General features: G+C 62.0%; 16 protein-coding genes. 11 read left to right on the top strand and 5 right to left on the bottom strand.

Annotation, left to right across the window (positions count from 1 at the left end; translation table 11 throughout):
• Positions 1–103: 103 nt before the first annotated feature.
• The gene (locus FJ428_RS00805) at positions 104–706 is read right to left on the bottom strand and encodes a diguanylate cyclase (RefSeq protein ID WP_140878755.1); all 603 of its coding nucleotides are present in this window, start codon (positions 704–706) and stop codon (positions 104–106) included.
• A 34-nt stretch (positions 707–740) separates the two neighbouring features.
• Positions 741–959: a hypothetical protein gene (locus tag FJ428_RS00800; protein WP_140555671.1), complete on the bottom strand. Its 219-nt coding sequence runs from the start codon at positions 957–959 to the stop codon at positions 741–743.
• 178 nt (positions 960–1,137) lie between these two features.
• Here FJ428_RS00800 and FJ428_RS00795 point away from each other — a divergent pair, with 178 nt between their 5' ends.
• The 3 genes from FJ428_RS00795 to FJ428_RS00775 all read left to right on the top strand — a co-directional run bounded on the left by FJ428_RS00795 (position 1,138) and on the right by FJ428_RS00775 (position 6,322).
• Complete coding sequence (locus FJ428_RS00795; RefSeq protein WP_140525124.1) at positions 1,138–3,471, top strand: FdhF/YdeP family oxidoreductase; 2,334 nt, start codon at positions 1,138–1,140, stop codon at positions 3,469–3,471.
• Between the two features lie 806 nt (positions 3,472–4,277).
• Positions 4,278–5,063, top strand: coding sequence for an SDR family NAD(P)-dependent oxidoreductase (locus FJ428_RS00780; RefSeq protein WP_140878754.1), 786 nt, complete (start codon positions 4,278–4,280; stop codon positions 5,061–5,063).
• Between the two features lie 80 nt (positions 5,064–5,143).
• Positions 5,144–6,322: a zinc-dependent alcohol dehydrogenase gene (locus FJ428_RS00775; RefSeq protein WP_140497428.1), complete on the top strand. Its 1,179-nt coding sequence runs from the start codon at positions 5,144–5,146 to the stop codon at positions 6,320–6,322.
• A 404-nt stretch (positions 6,323–6,726) separates the two neighbouring features.
• Here FJ428_RS00775 and FJ428_RS00770 read toward each other — a convergent pair whose 3' ends face one another.
• Together FJ428_RS00770 and FJ428_RS00765 are read right to left on the bottom strand one after the other, a co-directional pair.
• On the bottom strand, positions 6,727–7,098 hold the full coding sequence (locus tag FJ428_RS00770) for a response regulator (RefSeq protein WP_140515210.1): 372 nt from the start codon (positions 7,096–7,098) through the stop codon (positions 6,727–6,729).
• Positions 7,095–10,202 carry a CheR family methyltransferase gene (locus tag FJ428_RS00765; protein WP_140497424.1) on the bottom strand — a complete coding sequence of 1,036 codons (3,108 nt, stop codon included), beginning with the start codon at positions 10,200–10,202 and terminating at the stop codon, positions 7,095–7,097. Before FJ428_RS00765 ends, FJ428_RS00770 begins: the two co-directional genes overlap by 4 nt.
• Positions 10,203–10,475: 273 nt before the next feature.
• On the opposite strand from FJ428_RS00765, the gene FJ428_RS00760 reads away from it, so the two are divergent.
• Positions 10,476–11,072: a response regulator gene (locus FJ428_RS00760; protein ID WP_140497422.1), complete on the top strand. Its 597-nt coding sequence runs from the start codon at positions 10,476–10,478 to the stop codon at positions 11,070–11,072.
• 40 nt (positions 11,073–11,112) lie between these two features.
• Here FJ428_RS00760 and FJ428_RS00755 read toward each other — a convergent pair whose 3' ends face one another.
• On the bottom strand, positions 11,113–11,385 hold the full coding sequence (locus FJ428_RS00755) for a hypothetical protein (protein WP_140497420.1): 273 nt from the start codon (positions 11,383–11,385) through the stop codon (positions 11,113–11,115).
• 216 nt (positions 11,386–11,601) lie between these two features.
• On the opposite strand from FJ428_RS00755, the gene FJ428_RS00750 reads away from it, so the two are divergent.
• The 7 genes from FJ428_RS00750 to FJ428_RS00720 are packed head-to-tail and all read left to right on the top strand — an operon-like array spanning position 11,602 to position 19,482.
• Positions 11,602–12,708 (top strand): SDR family NAD(P)-dependent oxidoreductase, encoded by a 1,107-nt coding sequence (locus tag FJ428_RS00750; protein WP_140663342.1) that lies wholly within the window; start codon positions 11,602–11,604, stop codon positions 12,706–12,708.
• On the top strand, positions 12,705–13,784 hold the full coding sequence (locus FJ428_RS00745; RefSeq protein WP_140673595.1) for an NAD-dependent epimerase/dehydratase family protein: 1,080 nt from the start codon (positions 12,705–12,707) through the stop codon (positions 13,782–13,784). Before FJ428_RS00750 ends, FJ428_RS00745 begins: the two co-directional genes overlap by 4 nt.
• Positions 13,781–15,073 (top strand): TIGR04295 family B12-binding domain-containing radical SAM protein, encoded by a 1,293-nt coding sequence (locus FJ428_RS00740; protein ID WP_140525127.1) that lies wholly within the window; start codon positions 13,781–13,783, stop codon positions 15,071–15,073. Before FJ428_RS00745 ends, FJ428_RS00740 begins: the two co-directional genes overlap by 4 nt.
• Positions 15,058–16,158: a glycosyltransferase family 4 protein gene (locus FJ428_RS00735; protein WP_140878753.1), complete on the top strand. Its 1,101-nt coding sequence runs from the start codon at positions 15,058–15,060 to the stop codon at positions 16,156–16,158. The genes FJ428_RS00740 and FJ428_RS00735 overlap by 16 nt, the downstream gene beginning before the upstream one ends.
• 2 nt (positions 16,159–16,160) lie before the next feature.
• Positions 16,161–17,291: a glycosyltransferase gene (locus FJ428_RS00730; protein WP_140628904.1), complete on the top strand. Its 1,131-nt coding sequence runs from the start codon at positions 16,161–16,163 to the stop codon at positions 17,289–17,291.
• Positions 17,288–18,379 (top strand): glycosyltransferase, encoded by a 1,092-nt coding sequence (locus tag FJ428_RS00725; protein WP_140878752.1) that lies wholly within the window; start codon positions 17,288–17,290, stop codon positions 18,377–18,379. Before FJ428_RS00730 ends, FJ428_RS00725 begins: the two co-directional genes overlap by 4 nt.
• A complete protein-coding gene (locus FJ428_RS00720) occupies positions 18,379–19,482 on the top strand; it encodes a glycosyltransferase (RefSeq protein WP_140497406.1) in 1,104 nt (367 codons plus the stop codon). The genes FJ428_RS00725 and FJ428_RS00720 overlap by 1 nt, the downstream gene beginning before the upstream one ends.
• Positions 19,483–19,504: the final 22 nt, after the last annotated feature.

The following is a 19,504-nucleotide window of genomic DNA, read 5'->3' as shown; positions in this document are numbered from 1 at the left end:
AATGGCCAGCCCGGCAGAAATGTTCCGCACAAGGATGCTGGCATTGCGGACCGGCGGGATATCCGACGCCGGCGGCTGGAGGGGTGCTGCCGCGCGATCCGTGTCAACGCCATGTCGTCTGGCCCGGATCTCCTCGCCTGGCCTTCGACGGGATCAGTTTCCCGGCATTGGCCCGCAATCCCCTGACGAGCTCTTCCAGATAGGGAAGCAGTTCGAAAAGCAGGATCACGGCCATCACGCAGGCAATGTAGATCACCGGCAGCTGCTGCGATTTCCAGACAAGTTCGAAGCGCGCGGTTTCCGTCCCTGCCCCGAACAAGGCCAGGAACTGTCCCCAGTGGAGGGAAATGACGCTGACCAGCCCCATCAGCGGGATCATCTCCAGGAAGCTGTGAACGTGCTGCTCGATCGGCGTGACGGTGCGGGCGGTGGTGGCGTAGCTGACGTCCCACATCGCTGTCGCCTCGTGGACGAAGAAGGTAACGATCATGACGAGAATGATGAGAGCATTCACGTCAAGAAACATGGCGGCCAGCAAAGGTATTCCGACCTCGGCGAACATCAGAAGGTGGATCAACGATTCCTTGGCCCCTGTCGTCGATTCGATGTGAGAGGCGCGATGGCAGAGCCAGTCGGCAAATCCGGCGGCCAACCAGGCCGGCAGCAGGAAATACATCAAGATCAGCACGGTAGGATCTGACAGCATGACATCCTTTCGCGCGGAATCCCGTTCGAGGTCGCTACTGCTGCCCCGGCATTTCGGTGTTTTCCTGGGGACTTTTCCGGACGCCCGCGGCTGGCGAAGTATCCGTCGGCGCGTTACCGCCCCGGTTCTGTTCAGGCGCCCGCTTCAGTGGCGAGGTATGCCAGCCCATGTCGGCATAGAGAAAGCCTATGAGGAAGCCGATGATGATGATGGCGGCTATCACGAGCGAAAGCACTGCATTGCGTCGCACCATTGCCAGGCTCCCTTCCCAAGCCGAACAGCCGATCACGAAAATAGTTCCACGACCGGCCGCGATCGCTCCTCGGCCGCGTCGGCTTCGACACGCAAGATTCGACGCCAACTCTGCACGGAGCCGCGGGAACAATCGGTGACGGGCGAGGTTCGGTATCGGTTCTTCAAGGACGATCTCGATGAAACCTGCCGTAACCGACCGTATCGAAACAAAAAAATACAACCATCCCACAGGCGGATGGGGATCCCTGAGGTCATTGGTCCGCAAGGCATACGGCGAAGGCCTGCTGATGTCGGGCATATGGAGCACGCTGCTCAAGCAGAACAAAGCCGATGGCTACATGTGCGTTTCCTGTTCATGGGCCAAGCCGGCCGATCCGCGGCCCTTCGAGTTCTGCGAAAATGGCGCGAAGGCGACCATGTGGGATCAGACGAAGCTGCGTTGCGGCCCCGATTTCTTCGCACGACATACGGTCACCGAACTGCTCGACTGGCCGGATCGTGACCTCGAAAAACAGGGCAGGCTTACGGATCCCCTGCGCTACAATGCCGTAACCGACCGCTATGAACCGGTTTCCTGGGATGACGCGTTCCTCGAGATCGGGATGGAGCTTCGGCGGCTCGATCCGAAATCGGTCGTCTTCTACACATCCGGCCGGGCCTCGTTGGAGGCTTCGTTCATGTATCAGCTCTTTGCGCGTATCTATGGCTCATCGAACCTGCCCGATTCTTCCAACATGTGCCACGAATCGACCTCGGTCGGGCTGCCCGAATCGATCGGCTCGCCGGTTGGAACCGTGCAGCTCGAGGACTTCTCCCAGTGCGACATGATGTTCTTTTTTGGCCACAACACCGGGGTGACGGCGCCGCGGCTGCTGCATCCGCTGCAAGAGGCTCGTCAACGCGGGGTGCCGGTGTTCACCTTCAATCCCTTGCCGGAAAGGGGGCTGAAGCGCTTCAAGAATCCGCAAGATCCCCTTGAGATGCTGTCGCCGGGGCCCGGCACGAAGATGTCCAGCGACTTCTTCCAGGTCCGCAGCGGCGGCGATATCGCCGCCATGACCGGCATCGCCAAGGCGGTGCTGGCGCTCGACGACGCGGCACGGGAACACGGGAATCCGCGCGTCCTCGACGTCGATTTCATTGCCGAGCACACGGATGGTTTTGCCGAATTCGAGGCTTACCTGCGGGCAGCCAGGTGGGACGAAGTCGTCAGGCGCTCGGGAATAGCGCAGGCGGATCTCGAACATGTTGCCGAGGTCTACAGCCGCTCCAATGCGGTGATCGGCAATTACGGCATGGGTTTGACACAGCACCGGCACGGTACCGAGAACGTGCAGATGCTATGCAACCTGCTGCTCATGCGCGGCAACATGGGAAAGCCCGGCGCCGGCATTTCACCGCTGCGTGGCCATTCCAATGTCCAGGGCCAGCGCACTGTCGGCATATCCGAAAAGCCCGAGCTCGTCCCGCTCGACAAGTTCGCCCGGTTCTATGATTTCGAGCCGCCACGCGAGAAGGGTCTCGACACGGTCGAGGCCTGCGAGGGCGTCATCGCCGGCTCGGTGAACGGCTTCATCGGACTCGGCGGCAATTTCGTTCGCGCCGTTCCCGAAACCGGCCTGATCGAGAAAGCATGGCGTCGGCTTGGGCTGCATGTCGAAGTCGCCACCAAGCTCAACCGCAGCCATCTCCTGCCAGGGGCGGTGACCTATCTGCTGCCCTGCCTGTCGCGGCTGGAAAGGGACCATCAGGCGAGCGGTGACCAGACCGTTTCAATGGAGGACTCCACCGCCTGTATCCACGGCTCCTTCGGTTCGCGTCCGCCGGCTTCACCGCATCTGCTTTCCGAACCGAAGATCGTGGCGGAACTGGCCAAGGCCACCGTATCGGGGGTGAGTTCGATCCCGTGGGATAAATGGGTCGCCGATTATTCCCTTATCCGCGATGAGATCGAGCGTTGTTACCCGCAGCATTTTCGTGAGTTCAACAAGCGGTTCCTGACGCCGGGAGGCTTTCACCGCGATATCAAGGCCTCGAAACGGGTCTGGGAGACGCCGAACAAGAAAGCCAATTTCAAGCTGCCGACGACGCTTGAAACAGACCCGGACATCGATGTTTCGGGTCACAATGTGCTGACGCTGATAACGGTGCGCTCCAATGACCAGTTCAATACCACCGTCTATGGGTACAATGACAGACTGCGCGGCATACACGGCACACGCATGGTCCTGTTGATGAACGAGGCCGACATTCAGCGGTTCGGATTGAGCGCCGGGCAGGAAATCGATCTGGAAACCCATGCCGATGATGGCGTGGAGCGGCGGGTTCGAGGTTTGCGCATCACCCCCTACTCCGTGCCCGAAGGCAACTGCGCCGGTTATTATCCGGAACTCAATCCCCTGGTTCCTCTGTGGCACCGGGCCAAGAAGGCTCACGTCCCCGCCGTCAAATCGGTACCCGTCAGAATTGTTGCCAGGGAACCCAGAACGAGAAGCTCGGCGCGCCACTAAAGCAATCCAGGAAAAGTGTGTACGGCTTTCCGGGGAAAAGCGCGGTGCGCTTTCCCTTAGGAATTGCGCAAAAACAACAACACAGAGTGGTTAGCCGTTTCCGCAGACGATGAACTGCTCTATGGCGGTCCCAGTCTGGTGGGCTAGGCCGGTAGCTAGCCGCCAGCCGGCTTAGGGGATGCCGGCTGGGCCGGTTGGGTGCCTTGCTGATCTCCGCCGGTGGTGGTTTGTGGGGTGGGGTTCGTGTCGGTTGTGGGGTTTTTGTCGACCGGCTGACTGTTCGTATCCGCTTTGGATTTGTCGGGATCGGGATTGTTGCACCCGGCCAGACAGACCAGTGCCAGCATCAGCAACACGGCTCTCATATCGATACTCCTTCGGTGGGAGATGGCGAAGCAGCCTGCCAAGCTTCCATCCGGTCGAATCGCACCGAAAGCCCCTGCCTGGCCGCGCTTCTGGCCAACATGCGATCCAGTTCGGCATCTTCGATCGGGCTGCGCATCACCTCACGAATGGCCCTGCAAGCCAACTCCGTCGACACGAAATCATATCGCCTGCTCCTGGTCAGCACATATTGCTCGACCAGCATTTTCACACGCCGGAGCGCGATCTTGTCAGCATGTTGCATCATGTTCCTCCTGCACGCGCCGAACTGCGGGACCATCCGGTTGTTCCCGCCCGAATTCCGAAAATCCATCGCCCGGCCAAGAGCAGAAGTCAGACTCCCGACAGGCGCCGACCGGACGATATCGATCCACGGAACAATCATCTCCTCTGCTGGTTCGGCCGGCACGACGGAGGAAATCATGACGGATGCAAAACTCGCAGTGGTCACCGGCGCCTCGAGCGGCATAGGCAAGGAACTTGCGAAACTCTGCGCGAAGGATGGCTACAATCTCGTCGTTGCGGCTGATGAACCGGCAATCCAGCAGGCCGCCGAGGCACTCGGCTCACATAATATCGCAGTCGAAGCCGTCGAGGCCGATCTCGCGACCGTCGAAGGCGTGGATCGGCTGATCTCCCGAATTGGCGAGCGTGACATCGACCTGCTGTTTCTCAACGCTGGACGCGGGCTCGGCAATGGCTTCGTCGACCAGGACTGGGGGAAGATCCGGCGCATCATCGACACCAATATCACCGGAACGGTGTATCTCGCGCATGAACTCGGCGCCAAGATGGCTCGCCGCGGGCGCGGGCGCATTCTTTTCACCGGGTCGATCGCCGGTTTCATGCCCGGGACTTTCCAAGCCGTCTACAACGGCACCAAGGCATTCATCGATTCCTTCGCGATCGCCTTGCGTCACGAATTGCAGGACACCGGCGTCACGGTGACCGTGTTGATGCCCGGCGCCACGCAGACACGCTTCTTCGAACGCGCCGAGATGATGGACACCAAGGTCGGCACCGACGAGAAGGACAATCCGGCCGACGTTGCCAAGGCCGGCTCCGAAGCGATGATGACTGGCGAAGAACAGGTGGTCAGCGGCTGGAAGAACAAGCTGCAGGTCGCCGCTGCGCATGTCACGCCAGCGGGTACGCTGGCCGAACAGCACCGCGAGATGGCTGCGCCGGGCTCGGCGTCCCAGGACTGACCGGCGGCATCTCCGGCGCCACGCACGAGAAACGCGCGTCTCACCAATGAAACGCACCCTCGAAACTCAGGAGCAACATCGTGAAAGCCCTTACATGGCACGGCAAAGGCGACATACGCTGCGACCAAGTGGCCGATCCCGTCATCGAGGATGACCGCGACGTGATCATCAAGGTTACCTGCTGCGCCATATGCGGCTCCGACCTCCACCTGATGAACGGTTACATGCCGACGATGAAATCGGGCGACGTGCTTGGCCACGAGACGATGGGCGAAGTGGTGGAGGTTGGTCAGGGCCATTCGAAATTCAAGAAGGGTGACCGGGTGGTGGTGCCGTTCAACATTTCCTGCGGCGAGTGCTGGTTTTGCCAGAACGGGCTGTTTTCGCTTTGCGACCGCTCGAATCCCAACGCAAAACAGGCCGCCGAAGCGATGGGTCAATCGCCGGCCGGCCTTTTCGGATATTCGCATCTTGTCGGCGGCTATTGGGGCGGACAAGCGGAATATCTGCGGGTTCCGTTCGCCGATGTCGGTCCGATCAAGGTGCCGGAGGGAATGGAAGATGAACAGGTGCTGTTTCTCTCCGACATCTTCCCGACCGGCTACATGGCGGCAGAGAACGCCGGCATCGAGCCGGGCGATACGGTCGCGATATGGGGTTGCGGCCCGGTTGGCCAATTCGCCATCCAGAGCGCGTGGATGCTCGGCGCCGGCCGCGTCATCGCCATCGACAAGGTGCCGGAGCGGCTGGCCATGGCGCGTGAACACGGCAAAGCCGAGACGCTCGACTTCAGCAATTCCAATATTTACGACGCACTGATGGCGATGACCGACGGCCGCGGCCCGGATCGCTGCATCGACTGCGTCGGCACTGAATCCGATCCCGGCGCCAGCGCCGACGCCATGCTCGACAAGGTGAAGGCCGCCGTCTATCTCGGCACCGATCGGCCGCATGTGCTGCGAGAGGCGATCTATTGCTGCCGCAAGGGCGGCACCATCTCGGTTCCCGGCGTCTATATCGGCCTGGTCGATCACATCCCGTTCGGCGCCGCGATGAACAAGGGGCTGACCTTCCGAATGGGCCAAACCCATACCCAGCGCTATCTCGAACCACTTCTGGCCAAGGTCCAGAATGGCGAGATCGACCCGTCTTTCGTCATCACCCACAGAGCCGAGCTCGAAGCCGGGCCGGACCTCTACAAGACCTTCCGAGACAAGCAGGATGGTTGCATCAAGGTGGTTATGCGGCCGCATGGCTGAGATGTCGCAATTCCAGAGGCAAGAGCTGTCTCATTCCCGGCATCCGTTGGACGCCCGCCCGATCGGCATTGGCAGTTCGGAACTTTCTGTTGTGTCGGCGATTGACCCGCTGAGTTCGGTTCGGAAGAAGGGGGCCGCCATGGCCAACGAGAATTCTCGCTCGAAACCCGTTATTCGGTCTCCGAACACCGATGGTTTGCCACACCCGAGGCGAGACGCCGGTGATACGGACGCAGGGGCGAAATCGCCGACGCCGAAGACTGCCGGAGGATCTCACCCTTCAGCCCCTCCCCTGGACAATCCCACAGCCAATCGAAATGCCGGTCGTCCCCGTCAACCCAGCACGACTCCGCGACCGACGGACAAGCCCTTGGACTGATCCTGTGGCGCCCTTCGAGTGCCCGTCAACGCGAAACGTCGCGCAGCGACCCCAGGTCGGCCAGCGCAGCCAGGATAGCTGCTTCAGTCGCCGGCTTGGGCACGAATTTGCAGTCGCGAAAGGATGCCGGTAGGTCGCGCGCGCCAAATCCCGTCATGAGGGCGAAGGGAACACCCTGCGCCTGCAATGTCTCCGCGAGGGGCAGGCTCGTTTCACCGTTCAACTGAATGTCCAGCAACGCCATGTCGATCTTGTCCGAGCCGACGAGACGAAGCGCCGCGGCTACCGAAGGCGCGGGACCGACCACCTGGTAACCGGCGCTACGCAGGACTAACGCGGTGTCTTCCGCGATCAGCCATTCATCCTCGACAACCAGGACGCGCGGTCCGTCGTTCACGACCCCTCCTTCCGGTTAACGGGAAATGCGATCTGAACGTTGAGGCCTTCCTTGCGAAAAACGGTTTCGACATGGCCGCCAAGCCTGTAGCCGATCTCTCCCTGCAGCAGCGTGAGGCCAAAGCCGCTGCCGACGGGTTCATTGACAGGGGGACCGTCCTTCTCGCGCCAGGTAAGCGTAAACATGTCGTCAGCGATCGACCACATCACCACCACCTTGCCACGAGGTTTGGAAAGAGCGCCATATTTGGCCGCGTTGGTGGCCAGTTCGTGGACGGCCATGCTAAGGGAAAGGCCCTGTTGCGGTCCAAGTTCTATCTCTTGGCCGTTCAGTTCGAACCGTTCAATGCCAAACGGTTCGAGTTCCTGGTGAAGCAGTTCGCTGACCGAAGCTTCCTTCCAGCTTTTCCGGCTCAACAATCCATAGGCCCGCGACATCGCATGCAAGCGTCCGATCAAGGCTTCCGCGAATTCATCCTTCGACACGGATTTCTCCCGCGTGCGGCTCGCAATGCTGACGATCACCGCCAACATGTTCTTGACCCGGTGGTTGAGCTCAGAGATGAGAACCTGCTGATGTTCTTCCGCCTGAGCCAGAGTGGTGACGTCGACCAGTGTCACGACCACACCCTGAACGCGGTTGCTCTTGTCCCGATAGGGATTGATATGGACCATGTGAAACCGCCCGGCGCTGTCGCGCGCAAGGTGGTGGTTCAGGGTCTCGCCTGTCTCGAACACCTCGGCGATATGCTGCTTCAACTCGGGATACTCCAACTGGCTCGACAGGTCCGTCAGCGGCCGGCCGACGTCGGAGGGTCGCAGACTGAAGAACGACGAAGCCGCGGGCGTGAAGGTCCGCACCACTAGATTGCGATCGAGGAAAATGGTCGCGATCTCCGTGCTTTCGAACAGGTTGCGCAGATCGCTGTTGGCGTGATCGAGTTCCTCGATCTTGTTCGTCAACTCGGCATTGATAGTGTTCAGTTCCTCATTGAGCGACTGCATTTCCTCCTTCGAGGCCTCAAGTTCCTCATTGGTCGACTGGGCCTCCTCGTTGACAGAGACGAGTTCCTCGTTGGACGATTTCACCTCTTCCAGTGCGGTCTCATATTCCTCGATCGTCGATTGCAGGCGCTCCCTCGCATCGCGCAGTTCTCGCTCCAGATCGGCGGTGCTGTCGGTGTCATGGCTGCCGCCTTGGTCTGTGCGGATCTGCGTAGGTCCCGACGGTTCGAACAGGACGAGATAGAGCGGCTCGCCATTGTCGCGTTCCGCCAGCGGCTCAATGGTGAGCTTGATCGGCTGGATCCGCTCATCATCCTCCTCGACCGTGAGATTTTCCCGTATGACGGTCCGGCGCGTCGACGTCGCTTCCCGCAGCGCGGCGCGCAGGTCGAGTCGCAGCCCACGGCGCGCCATTGTCAACAGTTGCCGGCTGGGAATGCCTTGCGGCGCTTCGAGATATTTGCCGGTGCGAGCTGAGTAGTAGACGACATCGCCCTCGGCGTTGACCAGCACATGCGGGGGGGCGAAGCGCTCCAGCACCTGCGCCTCGACCGCCTGGCGTAGGGGATAACCGGCGGCTCCCTTCCTCAAGCCAGTGCTCTCGGACGGGAATGCGCCTGAACGGCCATCGCCGATGAGGGCCGGCAGCCTGACATGCGGCGAGGCATGCTCCCGCGCCTGGAAGATGCGATGTTTCTTGTCGACGGTGGCGAACAGATCGTCGTTCTGTCCGACGCTCTCCGAGGTGCCGAGGAAAAGGTAACCGCCAGGCTTCAGGGCGTAATGAAAAATAGGAATGACCCGGCTCTGAATGGCTGGGCCGAAATAGATCAGCAGGTTGCGGCACGAGACCAGGTCCATGCGTGAGAAAGGCGGGTCGCGAACGACGCTGTGCGGCGAGAAGATGCACAGCTCCCGTATCTCGTTGCTGATGACATAGGTGTCGCCGTCGCCATTGAAAAACCGTTGGCGGCGTTCGGGGGAAAGTCCCTGCAGCAAGGCTTCGGGATAGCGCCCTGCCCGCGCCACCGCCAGCGCCGGTTCGTCGATATCGGTCGCGAATATCTGGATTCGCGGAACGACCGGGAGCTTTTCCACATGTTCGCGTAGCAGGATGCCGATGGAGAACACCTCTTCGCCTGTGGCGCAGCCGGGAATCCACACCCTGATGATGTCGTTGGCGGTCTTGCCTTCGAAGAGTTGCGGTACGATCTTTCGCTCGAGCAGTTCGAAGGCCTCGGGATCGCGAAAGAAGTTGGTGACGTTGATCAGCAGGTCGCGAAAAAGGTTCATCACCTCGCGAGGGTCCTTCTGCAGCCATTCCACGTATGCGCCAATGGATTGCATCTGCGCGATCTGCATGCGCCGCTTGATGCGTCGCAGGAACGTCTTGGTCTTGTAGCCCGAGAAATCATGGCCTGAGTGGCTGCGCAGGATGCCGTAGATCTGAGACAGGACCTTTTCCATACCCGCCGTGCGGACGCTATCCTCCTCCGCCAACCCATTCAACGCGTCGAAGCCGCGCGTGAAGGCTTCCAGTTTCGTGCCGATCTCCTCGGCGGGCGCGGCTATATCGATAAGTCCGCTGGTGATGGCGCTCTGCGGCATATCGGGGTTGCGCGGGCCGTAGCCGTCGGAGATCTGCGCAACGGTGAGCCCGCCATGCTCCTTGATCGCCTTGGCGCCCAAGGTTCCATCGGAATCTCCGCCCGACAGGATGACGCCGACGGCATGTTCGCCCTGGTCTTCGGCCAGTGCACTGAAGAAGATGTCTATGGGTTTGCGCTCCTGGCTGAACCCATTGGGCCGGCGCAGGCGCAGCATTCCCTTGTCGATGGTCATGGTCACGTTCTGCGGCATGACATAGACGTGGTTCGGTTGAACGACCATGCCGTCCGCCGCGATTTCGACCGCCATTTCGGTGTAGCGGCCGACGACCTCGTGCAACAGGCTCTCTCGCTTAGGGCTGAGATGAGTAATGACGACGAACGCCATGCCGGGCTGATCGGTCATCCCCTTGAACAGCCCTTCCATCGCCGGAATCCCGCCGGCGGACGCGCCGACGCCCACGATGGGAAATCTTTTCGCCTGGGCTGTCACTGGAAGTTCCCCTTTCGGCACCTGTGTGCGAAATCACTTATGAAGCAGGCTGGACAGCAGGTAAGCATAGGCGCGGCGGAGATACGGAACAAGTCGCGACGGATGGCGTTGAATTTGGAGTTCACGTGTTCAATGACCAAACGTCCATCTGAAACAAAGCTCCCGACGCACATGGAGTCAGCGGCGTGGAATTGCCGGGCTCGTGCCGAAACGCCAGCAGGCTCGGCGAGGGACACTGTTTCCACCAGATACTGCTCGAGAAAGGATGACCGGGTGCGCGATCTGCAAGGGGTGCATCTTCTGATCGTCGAAGACGAATGGATGGTAGCCGGAGATCTCGCCCGCTATTTCAGCAATATGGGTGCGATCATCCTGGGACCGGCAGCGACGGTCGAACAAGCATCATTGCACACTGAATCGGCCGAGGCTGCCATCCTCGACGTCAACCTCAACGGGCGACGTGTCTTTCCGATCGCGGACGAACTGATGCGCCGCGGCGTCCCGTTCGTGTTTTTCAGCGGTGACAGCGATATCGCCATTCCCGAACATCTCCGGCATGCCAGCAACCTGCGAAAATCCTCGGGCAGCGGGGCTGTATTCAACGCCCTTTTCCCGCCGCAAGGCCCGGCTGAGGCGAGCGGCTTTGTGCCAAGTTCGCCGGATGACGTGTTTTCGCTCCTGCCCAAGCTCAGGCTTGCGGCACGTCTGTTGCTGGGGGATGTGGAAGCCTCCGACCGGCTTGTCGAAAGGACGCTCGAGCGAGCGATCCGTGACATCGACCAAAGGCGGATCGGCCAGTCCACCGAAGACTGGCTTAACGCCATCATGCGCGATTTGGCAAAGTCCGGCGGCGCAAGGCTTCTGAACTGAGCCGAACCAGGTTTCCGATTGATCGCCAGCCGGCCCTCGGTCAGCCCTTTTGGTCACGCTCGACGAACTTGTTGAAACGGCTGGTTTGCCCGCCGCCGGTGTTGGCCTGGTAAAGAAAAGCCAGACGGTTCTCATCGAATATCCGAAAGAACTCATCCCATTCGACTGGTTCGAATGCCTCCTCGGGCTCGCCGAAATCGATCCGCAGGATGCCGCCCTCGCCCTTGGTTCGCACCACTGCCGGCCGGCCGTTCCGCTCCTCGGCCCATTTGCGAATCTCCTCGTGATTGGTGGTCGTCTGCGATTGCGACATTGAAATCTCCTTTCAGCCAGCTCTCTCGCCGCGCACGCACCGCGGCAACTGTTGAGCGTCCTAACAGCACACGGCAGGCAATGTTCCAGCACCCGTCGCGTGGTGCGATGCGCCTGCTGTCGAATGAAACCGCCAGGAGAACTTTGTTGATGCGCAGGGAACAAAGCTTTTGCCGAGAAGTTGGGGGCGCCGAGGTCACCAGTCCGAGGAGTTGTCGTGAAACGTATACTGGTCACAGGGGGCTGTGGTTTCATTGGTCGCCACGTCGCACAAGAATTCGCCGATCACGGTTATTCGGTTTGCATCTTAGATGCATTGCTGGATCAGGTGCATGCCGGCGAAGCGGTCAACCTTCCCGCTGGAGCCGAACTGATCAAGGGCGACGTGCGCGATCGCGAAGCCGTCACCAAGGCGCTGAAGGGCGTCGACGGGGTGGTTCACCTGGCTGCGGAAGTCGGCGTCGGCCAATCCATGTACGAGATCGCCCGCTATGTCGGCGCCAACGATCTCGGCACTGCAACACTGCTCGAGGTGTTGATCAAGCACCCGGTCGAGCGGATCGTCGTCGCGTCCTCGATGAGCGTCTACGGCGAAGGTCTGTACGCCACGCCCGACGGCCGGCGCGTCGGCAACGCCCGGCGCAAGGCCAACGACCTCAAAGGCGGACAATGGAATCCCTTGTCTGCGGACGGTGAACCTCTCTCGCCATTGCCGACAGACGAAGAAAAGCCGATCGATCTCGCCTCCATCTATGCATTGACGAAATATGCCCAGGAACGCGCCGTGCTGATCTTCGGCGAAGCCTATGGCGTCGATGCGGTGGCGCTGCGCCTGTTCAACGTTTTCGGCGCCGGACAGGCGCTTTCAAACCCCTATACCGGCGTGCTGGCCAACTTCGCCTCGCGTCTGGCCAACGGCAAGCGGCCGATGATCTTCGAAGATGGCCAGCAGAAGCGCGATTTCGTTCATGTACGTGACGTCGCCCGCGCCTTTCGCCTGGCACTGGAGCAACGCCAGGCAAAAGGCCACGTCATCAACATCGGAAGCGGCCGGGCTTATGCGATCCGCGATGTCGCGCGCCTGCTGGCCGAGGCCATGGGAACGCCGGACCGCTCGCCCGAGCTGCTCGGCAAAGCGCGTTCCGGTGACATTCGCAACTGCTTCGCCGACATTTCCAAGGCGCGCGAACTGCTGGGTTTCGAACCAGGGCGGCAATTGGAGAATTCGCTCGGCGACTTCGTTTCCTGGGTGCGCAACACGATTGCCATCGATCGGGGCGCCGACATGAAACGCGAGCTCGAAGAACGCGGGCTGGTGTCATGAAGCCGGGTAGGCCCAACCGTCGCGAAGCACCTGTCGCCATCGTCGGCGGCAGCGGCTTCATCGGGTCCAATCTTGCCGACAGCCTGTTGTCGGACGGCGAGCCGGTGCTGGTGATCGACAATCTCAGTCGCGCTGGTGTCGAACAGAACCTTGAATGGTTGTCGCACAAGCATGGAAGCCGCCTCACCGTGGAAACCGTCGATGTGCGCGACGCCAACGCCTTGGCTTCGGCCCTCACGGGGTCGAAAGCCATATTCCACCTGGCCGCGCAGACCGCCGTTACCACCAGCCTGGTTCGGCCGGGCGAGGATTTCGACATTAACCTTAGAGGAACTTTCAACGTCCTGGAGGCGGCGCGACAGAGCGGCGAACGAATCCCGGTGATCTTCGCCAGCACCAACAAGGTGTACGGCAGCCTCCCCGACATTGCGGTTCGCCCGGAGGGCGAGCGCTATGTGCCCTGCGACCCTGCGATCCGCACCGAGGGCATCGGCGAGGGCCGCAGCCTGGACTTTTGCACACCCTATGGCTGCTCCAAAGGCGCGGCCGACCAGTACGTGCTCGACTACGCCAAGTCCTATGGCTTGCCGACGGCGGTCCTGCGGATGAGCTGCATCTACGGCCCGCGCCAGTTCGGAACGGAGGACCAGGGCTGGGTTGCGCACTTCCTGCTTTGCGCGCTTTCGGGGCGGCCGATAACCATTTACGGCGACGGCAGGCAGGTGCGCGACATCCTGCACGTCTCCGATGCAGTTGCAGCCTACAGGGCCGTGCTCGACCGGATCGAGACGATCACGGGCCAGGCGTTCAATCTCGGCGGCGGACCGAAAAATGCGCTCAGCCTGCGCATGCTGTTGAGCGAGATCGGCAGCCTGACGGATCGAGCACTGTCGATCCGTTATGAGGCAGAGCGGACGGGCGACCAGCCCTTCTTCGTCGCCGATACCAGGAAGATGCAAACCACGCTTGGCTGGACGGCGCATGTTTCGTGGCGCGAAGGCATCCGCGACCTCGCCGAATGGTTGCAGCGTCACCGGCTCGAACCCCACGCCGAAGCCGAGAGGTACGTCGCATGAAAATCGCGTTGGTCAACCCATTCTGGACCTACGACGACAGCATCTATTTCGGCTGCCGCCAACCGCATCTACCCCTGGAACTCGGCTACTCGAAAGCCTTGCTCGAACGGGCTGGCCATGAGGTTCTGATGCTGGACGGACAGCTTCAGAAGCTTGACAATTCCAGCCTTTCCGAACGGGTGGCCGAGTTCGCGCCGGCAATGACGGTCGTCACCACCGCGCCGACCTATCTGTTCTGGCGCTGCGCGCCGCCGGAATTGCGCGTGCCGGCCGATTTTCTCAACCGCCTTGCCGGGCGGGGCGGGCGCACCGTCGCGGTCGGGCCGCATGGCTCGGCGACACCGGCGCCAACGCTGCGCAAGCTCGGCGTCGACATCATCGTGCGCGGCGAATGCGAGGAGGTCGTGGCCGACCTTGCACGGCGCGATGATTGGAGTGCGGTGTCGTCAACCGCCTACTTTAGCGAAGCAAGGCTGGTCTCGAACGGCGGCGTCCACGCCAGTTCGTTCATCGACCATCCGCCGCTCGAATGGCCATCGGACTGGATCGCCGCGCACGCGCACCACCATCACAGGTTCGACGACCACCAGGTGGGGTTCGGCGCGGAAGTCGAGGCGTCGCGCGGCTGCCCTTACAATTGCAGCTTCTGCGCCAAGATGGATTTCCGCGATGCCTATCGCCGCCGAAATCACGAGGCGGTCGTGACGGAAATAGACCGGCTGATCGCCCAAGGTGTCGGCTATATCTACTTCATCGACGAGATTTTCCTGCCGCAGAAAGCCTTGCTGGAGGCACTGGTCGACCGTGACGTGAAATTCGGCGTACAGACCCGCATCGACCTGTGGAAGCCCGAACTGCTGGAATTGCTTGGCGCGGCCGGTTGCGTGTCAATCGAAGCGGGCCTCGAAAGCCTGACAGTGGAGGGCCGGGCCATGCTGGCCAAGCGCTGCCGCCTGGGCACGGAGGAACTCGCCGCGCTGCTCGTCGATGCAAGACGCCATGTTCCGTTCGTCCAGGCCAATCTGATCGGCGTGGTCGAAGATGACCCTGCCCTGGTCGACTACTGGCGAAACCACCTGATCGACAACGGCGTATGGGCCAATGAGCCGGTACCGCTCTATCCCTACCCGAGTTCGCCCAGCTATCGCGAGCTTTGGGGCGAGCCCGATGACATCGCGTGGGAGCGCGCGCATGAACACTATCTCGCCTCGTTCCAAAAATTCAGCGACATCCAGGAGAAGCGCCCGCGTCCGCTGGCGGAACTGGAGGCGACATGTTGCGGACACTGACCCCGCGTTCGCGGCGCATCTTGATGACGGTCGATGCCGTGGGCGGCGTGTGGCGGTACGCGCTTGATCTGGCGCGGGAATTCGTGGATGGCGGGGACAGCGTTTTGCTCGCCGGTCTCGGTCCGGAACCATCCACGCAACAGGCCGAAGAAGCACGGTCCTTGGCGACACTGAGCTGGCTGAACACGCCGCCGGACTGGATGACCCGCAATGCCAACGACCTCGATGCGTTGCCGGGGGAGCTGCATGCGCCCATTCGTGACCACGCCATCGACCTTGTTCATCTCAATGCGCCGACGCAGGCAGTGGGGCTCGATGCGCCCTGCCCTGTCGTGGTGGTCTCGCATTCCTGCGTGGTCACATGGTTCCATGCCGTCAAGGGACAGGCGGTGGACAGAGCATGGGACTGGCAGAGGCAGCGCAACAGGCGCGGCTTCGACAGGGCCGACGCCGTCATCGCGCCGAGCCACAGCCACGCCGGCATGCTCGAAACCTGCTATGGACAAATCGCGCATCTTAATGTCGTCGCCAACGGCGCCCGCCCGGTAGCGAAAGCCGAAAAGCGTCAACCGCTCGTCTTCGCCGCCGCTCGCTGGTGGGATGAAGCCAAGAACGCCGCGGTGATCGACCAGGCCGCGTCGATAACGCAATGGCCCGTCTTTGCAGCCGGTTCCACGCTAGGTCCGGACGGCCAGCGCGCCGGCTTCAGCCATGCCGTCGCTCTCGGAGCGCTACCGCATGATGAGATGCGCTCCCTGATGGCACGCGCCGGAATCTTCGTGTCGCCATCGCTCTACGAGCCGTTCGGCCTGGCGACGCTGGAAGCGGCCATGTCGGCGACGCCGCTGGTTCTATCCGACATCGCCACCTACCGCGAGTTATGGGACGGGGCCGCGTTATTCTACGACGCGCGCGACCCGCACGACCTCGCCGCCTGCATCAACCGTCTCTCCGCGGATGCGCAGCACAGGCGGGAGCTCGGACGGGCAGCCCTGCGCCGGAGCCGCAGGTTTTCGCTGGCGAGGCAGGCAACGGCCATGCGCGACGTCTACGACAAAGCGGCCCTAGCGATGGCGGAGCGCTGATCATGCGCTTTCTGTTCTATACCCATTCGGTCGTTTCCGACTGGAACCACGGCAACGCACATTTCCTGCGCGGCGTCATGCGGGAGCTGGTCGCACGCCAGCATCAGGCGATCGCGCTGGAGCCGGCGGACGGCTGGAGCCGCTCGAATCTGCTGGCCGAGAAGGGCTCCTTCGCCATCGAGCGCTTCAGGAACGATTTCCCCGAGCTGATGCCGGTGACTTACGATGCCGGCTTTGACCACGAGGCCTGGATCACCGATGCGGACGTGGTGGTCGTCCATGAATGGACCGAGCCGGACCTCGTGGCGCGCATTGGTCGCGCCAGGGCCAGCGGCGGCAATTTCATCCTCCTGTTTCACGACACCCACCACCGCGCCGTGTCGGCGACCGAGGCGATCTCGGCGCTCCAGCTGGAGCATTACGACGGCGTTCTGGCCTTTGGCGAAGCGTTGCGCGAGAGCTACCTGCGCGCCGGGTGGGGCAAACGCGTCTTCACCTGGCACGAGGCGGCTGACGACCGCCTGTTCAGACCGCATCCTGAGATCCGCCCGACCTCCGATCTGATCTGGATTGGAAACTGGGGCGACGACGAGCGTACCGCGGAGCTCACGGAATTTCTGATCGAGCCGGTGCACGAACTCGGCCTCGATGCCACCGTTCATGGCGTGCGCTACCCCAGGCAGGCGCTCGCCGATCTCGCAGCCGCCGGCCTGCGCCATGAAGGCTGGATCGCCAATGCCGACGTGCCGAAAGCGTTCGCAGCGCATCGTGTCACGGTGCATGTTCCGCGCCGCCCCTATCGGGAAGGCCTGCCCGGCATTCCGACCATCCGCGTGTTCGAGGCGCTCGCCTGCGGCATTCCGCTGATTTCCGCCCCGTGGTCCGACACCGAGCAACTGTTCAGACCAGGCGTCGATTTCCTGTTTGCGGACAATGGCTCCCAGATGCGGCGACACCTCCGGGCCGTACTCGGCGACGCGGATTTCGCTGCCTCCCTGGCGGCGTCTGGTCTCGAGACCATCCGCCTGCGGCACACATGCCGGCACCGCGTGGACGAGTTGTTCGGCGTGCTCGCCGAATGCGGACCTCAACACATCACCAATCCGACCGCCGCAAAGGAAGCTGCTGAATGAAGATCGCTTTTTATGGATCGAGCCTGTTGTCGTCCTACTGGAACGGCGCCGCTACCTATTACCGTGGGTTGCTCAAGGCGCTTTCCCAACTCGGCTACGAAATCACCTTCTATGAACCTGACGTCTATGACCGCCGGAACAACCGCGACATCGAGGCGCCGGAGTGGTGCGCCGTCGTCGTGTACGAGGCGACCCGGCACGCGCTGATGCAGGTGGCGGCGCACGCCGCCGAGGCGGATATCGTCGTCAAGGCGAGCGGCGTCGGTTTTGAGGATGAGGCGCTGCTGCGCGCCGTGCTCGATCACGCGCGTCGTGACGCGCTCGTCGTGTTCTGGGACGTGGACGCTCCGGCGACGCTCGGCCAATTGCGCGATGAACCGGACCATCCGCTGCATGCCGCGCTGCGGCAAATCGATCTTGTGTTGACCTATGGCGGCGGCGACCCCGTGGTCTGGGCCTATCGCGCCATTGGAGCGAAGGAATGCGTGCCGATCTACAATGCGCTCGATCCTGAAACGCATCATCCAGTCGCCAGTCAGGCGCGTTTTGCTTGCGACCTCGCCTTCCTCGGAAACCGGCTGCCGGACCGTGAGGCGCGCGTCGAGGCGTTTTTTCTCGATCCGGCCAGCCGTTTGCAGGAGCAGCGTTTCCTGCTTGGCGGATCGGGCTGGGGCGACAAGCCGCTTCCCGGCAATGTCAGTTGGCTCGGCCACGTCGGCACCCGCGACCACAACGCCTTCAATGTCACGCCCAAGGCGGTGTTGAACATCAGCCGCGACAGCATGGCCGCAAACGGCTTTTCGCCCGCCACCCGCGTTTTCGAGGCGGCGGGCGCTGGTGCCTGCCTCATCACGGATGCGTGGCTGGGCGTCGAACTGTTCCTGAAACCCGGCGAGGAGATCCTGGTCGCACGCGACGGCGGCGATGTCGCCGAAATCATGCGCACCTTGACCCCCAATCGGGCAAAGGCGATCGGCGCGTCCGCGCTGCGCCGCGTCCGCGGTGAACATACCTACGCCATGAGAGCGGCCGTGACCGATACGGTCTTGAGGCGGCACTTCGAGCGCGGGACCGTGGAGGCGGCGTAATGACCAAGCGGCTCAACATCGTCTTTCTCGGCCTGTCCCTCTCCTCGTCCTGGGGAAACGGCCACGCCACGACATTTCGAGGCCTGCTGAAAGGCCTGCATGAACTCGGTCACCGCGTGACCTTCCTGGAGCGCAACGTGCCGTGGTATGCCAATCACCGCGACTTGCGCGATCCCGATTTCTGCACTCTGCGCTACTACGAAACGACGCAGGAGTTGCAACAGGACTGGGCACGATGCTTGCAACAGGCCGATGTCGTGGTCGTCGGGTCCTTCGTTCCGGAGGGGCGCGCGGTCATCGACATTGCCGTGGCGCTCTGCAAAGGGGCGCTCTGCTTTTATGACATCGACACGCCGGTGACCCTGGCAAAGCTTTCGACGGATGAATGCGACTATCTTAGTCGGCGGCAGATTCCGTATTTCGATGTCTATTTCTCCTTCACCGGCGGGCCGACGCTTGGCCGACTGGCGCAGGATTTCGGTGCGCGCCGTGCCGAACCGCTCTACTGTTCGGTCGATCCGCAACGGCATCACCGAACCGCCGACCCAGTCGGCTGGGACCTCGGTTATCTCGGCACCTACAGCACCGACCGGCAGGCAACGCTCAACGCGCTGTTGCTCGAGCCCGCACGGCGCATGCCGGAGCGCCGTTTCGTCGTCGCCGGCTCGCAATATCCGTCCGACATCGTCTGGCCCGAGAATGTCGAACGAATCGAACATTTGCCGCCGGCCGACCATGCCGCATTCTATAGCCGCCAGCGCTACACGCTGAACGTCACGCGCAGATCGATGATCGCCGCCGGATGGTCGCCCAGCGTACGGCTTTTCGAGGCTGCCGCTTGCGGCACGCCGATTATCAGCGATCGCTGGCCGGGTCTCGACAGCTTCTTTCCTGCTTCGGCGATCCGCACGGCCGACAAGGCGGATGACATCGTCGATATCCTGCTCAGGGAATCCGAGCGCGCCCGGCTCGCCATGGCCGGCCGGGCGCGCGAACTCGTCCTGGCAGCACATACCGGTGCGGCCAGGGCCCGCGAATTCGTGTCGCTGCTGACACGACCGAGAGCGGCGATGATCGATCTCGATATCGGAACCGCAGCATGACTGAAAGACAGGAGAAAACAGC

The sequence above is a fragment of the Mesorhizobium sp. B2-8-1 genome, assembly GCF_006440955.1.
Lineage (GTDB): Bacteria > Pseudomonadota > Alphaproteobacteria > Rhizobiales > Rhizobiaceae > Mesorhizobium.
Note: the sequence above shows the minus strand (reverse complement) of the source record. Positions and strands in the feature narration are given on the sequence as shown.